The sequence below is a fragment of the Mycobacterium szulgai genome, assembly GCF_002116635.1.
In the GTDB taxonomy this organism is placed as follows: Bacteria; Actinomycetota; Actinomycetes; order Mycobacteriales; family Mycobacteriaceae; genus Mycobacterium; species Mycobacterium szulgai.
This window is the reverse complement of sequence record NZ_LQPW01000004.1, coordinates 1-4,723: the sequence shown is the minus strand read 5'-3', so window position 1 is coordinate 4,723 and position 4,723 is coordinate 1. Positions and strand designations below refer to the sequence as shown.

Below are 4,723 nucleotides of genomic sequence, written 5' to 3'. Positions count from 1 at the left end.
GCGCAGCTCCGCCCGACCCCCCGGCTAGCGGGCTAGACCCACCGTCGCCGCCCGCCCCACCGTTTCCAAACAACCCGGCGGCGCCGCCCCTACCGCCGCTTTTGCTCGGTGCACCGGACCCGCCAGCGCCGCCATTGCCCCACAACCATCCGCCGTCCCCACCGTTCTCGCCCGTCCCAGGCGCCCCGTTGACGCCGTTACCGATCAAAGGGCGTCCGAACAACGACACACTTTCGGCGTTCGCGGTCTTCACCGCGTTCTGCCCGGAATTTCCCAGCGAGTGCTCAATGGTTGCGAGCTGCTGCGCGGCGCTGCTCCACTCGGTGGTCAAATACTTCGAGGCGCCACCATAGAGTGCACCGACAAATTCCTGATGAACGCGCACCGCCTCCTTGCTCACAGCCTGCCAGGACCTGCCGTAATCGCTCAATAACGACGCCACCACTGCAGACACATCGTCCGCACCCGGTGCCAGAATGCCTACCGTAGAGACCCCCGCAGCCGCGGTCGCGTCCGTCAACACCAAACCAATACTGACCAAATCGGTTGCCGCCGTGGTCAATGCTTGTGGCGTTACGTTGAGGTACGACACCCTTGAGGTTTATCACACCCGGGCGGGACCGCACATGAATTACAGGCTCGATTGCGGGCTGCGGCAGTTGCAGGCTGCCGCAGCGATTGCGCACGTTACTAATTGCGGCGGCGCAAACAACCACTGGGTCGACGGATCCCGCCTCACAGGGCCTGTCCGGAATCGCCACCACCATTCCGTGTAAACGTGTGGCTATGTGTCCGGCGATCATGTACCGGTACTGGCGGTGGTGGGCGCGTACTGGCGGCTATGGCCGCGGTGATGATCCCGTCGACGCGGGTCACCAAGTACCCACCGGCCCGGCATGTGGCAACTGCGTGCGCCACATGTCAGCGCGGTGCCCCGAAAAACCGTTGTGGGACAACGAAGCTCGTACGCGCGCCAGCGCACCCGAGGCGGAAACAGTCGCCGCCGTCGGATTCCTGCGGAGTACGCAGAAGCCGGGTTGACGCAAGCTCGACCCCCGCGATGCCCAAACGAAGGGCTTGGCCGCCGCGCTAACAACTAGCTAGCGACGCCTCTCAAACCAATTCTCCGAAGGCCTCACCAAGCACCGGGGTCCGAACCGTTACCCATTTTGTCATCCAACCAGCAGCGATCAATTAAATAGCGCCGGCTAGATGTGTGAATCGCGCCTTCTCAGTTCAACTATTCGGACAGGCGTTGCTTGACTTCCCGCAGCCGCGTTTCGAGCGCCTTTTCGCTGATTATGCCCCGTGCGACGAGGCTGTGGGCGAGCGCGACGAGTTGATTTTCGGGGTAAGGCAGGTTCGTGTAACGCTGCTCGAGGAGGGCATCCTCCTCGTTGCGGCGTTCTACGAATGTTGCGATACCCAGGTCGGGATTGGTGCAGGCCGAATCATCGAGTGCATCGCAAAGGCCGTCAAGATTAACCTTCCACGGAGGTAATTCCTGCTCGCTGCCGCATTTCTTGGCAAGCGAACTCCAAGTTTGGTCATTATGAGTTGCCAGCTCCTCCAACAAGGTGACCCGTCCCTGAACAAAATAGGCGCTGCCCGGCCCGTAGGGTAACTTCTCGCTCACGTGGCTCGGTTGCTCGTTACTCATGGCGTGCACCTCGTCGAGCTTTGAGCACGCGGCTGGCAGTAATGTTTTCGTTCACTCCAGGTTTGGGCAACGCCACCCCGATCATGCAGTCTCGGGTTACGATTTCGGCTAGCTGGTCTTCATTCCAGCCTTCCGTACCCTCGGGGCGTACGGGCAATACCATGAAGCGATGCTTCTGATTGGAGTCTTCGACCCGGATTTCTACATCCGCGCCGAGATGGGTCCCGAATTCAGCAAGCACATCGCGGGGATACCGAACGAGCCGGCGTCGGTAGTTGGGCGTCCGGTACCATTCGGGCGAGTTACCAAGCAGTGGCCGTGGGTAACATGAACACAACGTGCAAACGATGACGTGGTGAATTTTCGGTGTGTTCTCGAGGATATGTAGTGCGGTGAAGTCGCTGGGCGTACCAAATCCTGTCGGTTGCATCCAATCGACACCGACGGTCTTGCAGGCTTCCATCGGACTTTCTAGGGCGAACGCCTTGAAATCGTCATCAAGCCAGCATTTGGCAACCAGATGTGACGCCGGGGTAGGACCGATCTTTTCCGCAAATTCCGCGAAAGCCCGGAAGTCCTCGGCTGTGAAGATGCCTTTTTCTAGACACAGCTCACGGACGGCGACTTCAAGTGCCTCGAAGTCGGATACCTCCTCCACCATCGGAGCGTGTGGGCGATGCTCATGCACGTTCGTCCCACAAGTCTGTTTGTCTGTTTGGTGATCTGTCATCGCCTTCTCTTTCGGGATCCCAGTTATAGGTTCTTGCATTACTTAACCGAAGTCGTCTCCTCGATGGGTTTCAGCCAACGTTCGGGAAGTTCGGTTTGGACGGAATCATCGTCGGGACCGCCATAATTTGGCCAGAGTTCTTTCATGCGGAATCGAACGATATAGAACCATTCGGGTTGCGGCTCGCCGATTGCCTCGTAATCGAACGCTTCGTCTTCTGCCGCGGGCGATTCATAGGCGACCGTGACGATGACACCGCGAGCTCCGTGCACGTACTCTTGGGCGCGCGTATAAAAGATTGCCTGCCAATCCTGTACTTCGACCGAATCCCCGACCTCAAATTTCGGCGGCTCGGCCTCGCCATCGTAGAGTTGTGGATCGCCCTTCCCGATGGCCTTAAGGTGATGCTTGTTACGGCGGATCTTCGAGCCATCTTCGATAAAGCGGGGTTGCGGTTCAAGAAGCTCGCCCGGCTCCAGGTCCGCTATACGCGCTTTCACCTCATTGAATTTTTCTGTCACTTCAGTCAAGCTCACCAAATGCTTCTCAATAAGCACTCGCGGGATCGATAGCAGCCAGCGTCCGTAGTACGGTAGACCGAGATACATAGCGCGTCCCAAATCTACATTGTGTAAGCGGCGTCGTTCTTCAGATACCCAAATTCCGCGCTGGCCGAGGACTTCGCACATGATATAGGTGTTGTGCTCCCAATTTTCGTCTTCCTTTTCAATGAAGTCGATTGGCGCGTCCGGCTCCCCGCCTACATCGTGCTGTGTCTTCAAGTAGGCAGAGAGACGGTCATTGGGCAACTCGTATGGTGCGTCTGGCAAATCTTGGAACGACGAACGCAGCTGATGTAGCAGTGCGAGCTTCTCAGCTCGTTGGCGTGGTGTAGTTGTCATCGGAAGACCGCTCCTGAACATATAAGGGATTTCTCGGAAGGGGTTGAATTAGCTCACGCATGGTGCAAGGTCCCGGCTCTTCACTTGCAACTGTTTGTAAAGGCTGCCGTTAGAACTCTTAGGATCCGACTTCAGTCGCGGAAGACGGCGAGGTGGAACGGGCGATCGGCCGGCTCGCCATTCGGGCTGTAGGTGCGTACCCGCATCTGGTGAGCGTCAGGCAACAGGCCAACAGTGCAGATCCCCGGTTCGACATCCTCATACATCTCGCTGCCGACGACACAAGAGAAGTTGGTCTTGGCCGACCCTTGTAGCTCGTCCTCCCAAGAGATCGTGTAATTACCAACATCCGTGCGATCACAATTTACGATCCGGTAGCCGCGCGCAATGGAGCCATCGGCGGCGATGACGCACGCCAGCCTGCCTTCGAAGTTGGGGTCGGACATCTTTTCCCTTCTCGTCACGGTTGTTTGCAGCGAGTGACTTTGCGACCGGCTCGAAGCGATCTTGGGAACCCTTGTCGCGGCGCCGTACATGGCCCTGACATCAGCTAACTCTCGGTTGTGCCCCTGCTAACGCCGAGGGCGGCGGTATTGACACGGGTAAGCAACTCCCGCAGCTGCTGTAAGTCGGCTAGTTCTACGCCAAGGCGGGCAACAACTTTGCCCGGGACCGCCAAGGCTTTTCGTCGCAACCGCACTCCAGTCTGCGTTAGTCGGACATCGGTTGCACGTTCATCGACGGCATTGCGCTGACGTGCGATCAGCCCGAGCGACTCGAGGCGTTTGAGCATCGGCGACAGAGTCGCCGAATCGAGCTGCAACAGCGTCGAAATGCACTTGACCGACAAGGGGTTTGACTGTTCAGTCGCGCGGCGAGACCGATGGTGATCCCACAACGCCAGCATGACGAGATATTGCGGGTGGGTAAGGCCCAACGGCTCGAGCAGCGGCCGATATACGCCCAGCACGGCCCGGTTCGTCAATGCCAGAGCGAAACAGACCTGTTGTTCAAGGGCGAGCGGGTCTTCCTCGAGCTGGTCTGCGAGTGGCACAAAGCCACTGTAGCCGAATAGATCGTGTGCGATCAATGTAGAGTCTTTGCCGCCGCGCCTAGCAACAAAAACACGAATAGTCTTCTGCGACAGCACTTCCCGGGCCGCACCCACACGAACGGCCTGTGACATGTGGCGTGTCCCTCCGCTCGTGCATAGGGTAGGGGGGTACTGTACCAAGAAGATTTGGAGCGGCGCAGCCGGACCCCGTGCGGACGAGAGATTCGCGTGTACGTGGCGGTTCATGGCGGTGATTGCTCGCAACCTGTGATGAGTCAACTGGAGAGAGGAAGTGGTCGGAATGGCTTGGCAAGGACTGTTAAGCAAGGCGGTGCCCACTGTGGTCACCGGTCTGGTAGGTGCCGCAGCGTATGAGG

The 4,723-nt window shown here is 58.5% G+C and carries 7 protein-coding genes; 1 reads left to right on the top strand and 6 read right to left on the bottom strand.

Annotated elements, in window-relative coordinates; translation table 11 throughout:
* The 6 genes from AWC27_RS00165 to AWC27_RS00140 all read right to left on the bottom strand — a co-directional run.
* A partial coding sequence (locus AWC27_RS00165; RefSeq protein WP_139836671.1) for a PE family protein occupies window positions 1–592 on the bottom strand: 592 nt, incomplete at its 3' end.
* 648 nt (window positions 593–1,240) lie between these two features.
* Complete coding sequence (locus tag AWC27_RS00160; protein WP_245846735.1) at window positions 1,241–1,660, bottom strand: thiocyanate hydrolase; 420 nt, start codon at window positions 1,658–1,660, stop codon at window positions 1,241–1,243.
* Window positions 1,653–2,390, bottom strand: coding sequence for a thiocyanate hydrolase subunit gamma (scnC, locus tag AWC27_RS00155; protein WP_085668380.1), 738 nt, complete (start codon window positions 2,388–2,390; stop codon window positions 1,653–1,655). Before scnC ends, AWC27_RS00160 begins: the two co-directional genes overlap by 8 nt.
* Before the next feature lie 38 nt (window positions 2,391–2,428).
* Window positions 2,429–3,292, bottom strand: a complete 864-nt coding sequence (locus AWC27_RS00150; protein ID WP_085668378.1) for an SH3-like domain-containing protein — start codon at window positions 3,290–3,292, stop codon at window positions 2,429–2,431.
* A 131-nt stretch (window positions 3,293–3,423) separates the two neighbouring features.
* Window positions 3,424–3,738 (bottom strand): hypothetical protein, encoded by a 315-nt coding sequence (locus tag AWC27_RS00145; protein ID WP_085668376.1) that lies wholly within the window; start codon window positions 3,736–3,738, stop codon window positions 3,424–3,426.
* A gap of 104 nt (window positions 3,739–3,842) precedes the next feature.
* Window positions 3,843–4,346 carry a MarR family winged helix-turn-helix transcriptional regulator gene (locus AWC27_RS00140; protein WP_245846736.1) on the bottom strand — a complete coding sequence of 168 codons (504 nt, stop codon included), beginning with the start codon at window positions 4,344–4,346 and terminating at the stop codon, window positions 3,843–3,845.
* A gap of 301 nt (window positions 4,347–4,647) precedes the next feature.
* Here AWC27_RS00140 and AWC27_RS33080 point away from each other — a divergent pair.
* The coding region (locus tag AWC27_RS33080) for a DUF1490 family protein (RefSeq protein WP_139836672.1) at window positions 4,648–4,723 on the top strand (76 nt) is incomplete at its 3' end.

Excerpts from the sequence above, each read along its gene's own strand:
- AWC27_RS00160 (WP_245846735.1), bottom strand. The coding sequence starts at position 1,660 with ATGAGTAACGAGCAACCGAGCCACGTGAGCGAGAAGTTACCCTACGGG.
- scnC (WP_085668380.1), bottom strand. The coding sequence starts at position 2,390 with ATGACAGATCACCAAACAGACAAACAGACTTGTGGGACGAACGTGCAT.
- AWC27_RS00150 (WP_085668378.1), bottom strand. The coding sequence starts at position 3,292 with ATGACAACTACACCACGCCAACGAGCTGAGAAGCTCGCACTGCTACAT.
- AWC27_RS00145 (WP_085668376.1), bottom strand. The coding sequence starts at position 3,738 with ATGTCCGACCCCAACTTCGAAGGCAGGCTGGCGTGCGTCATCGCCGCC.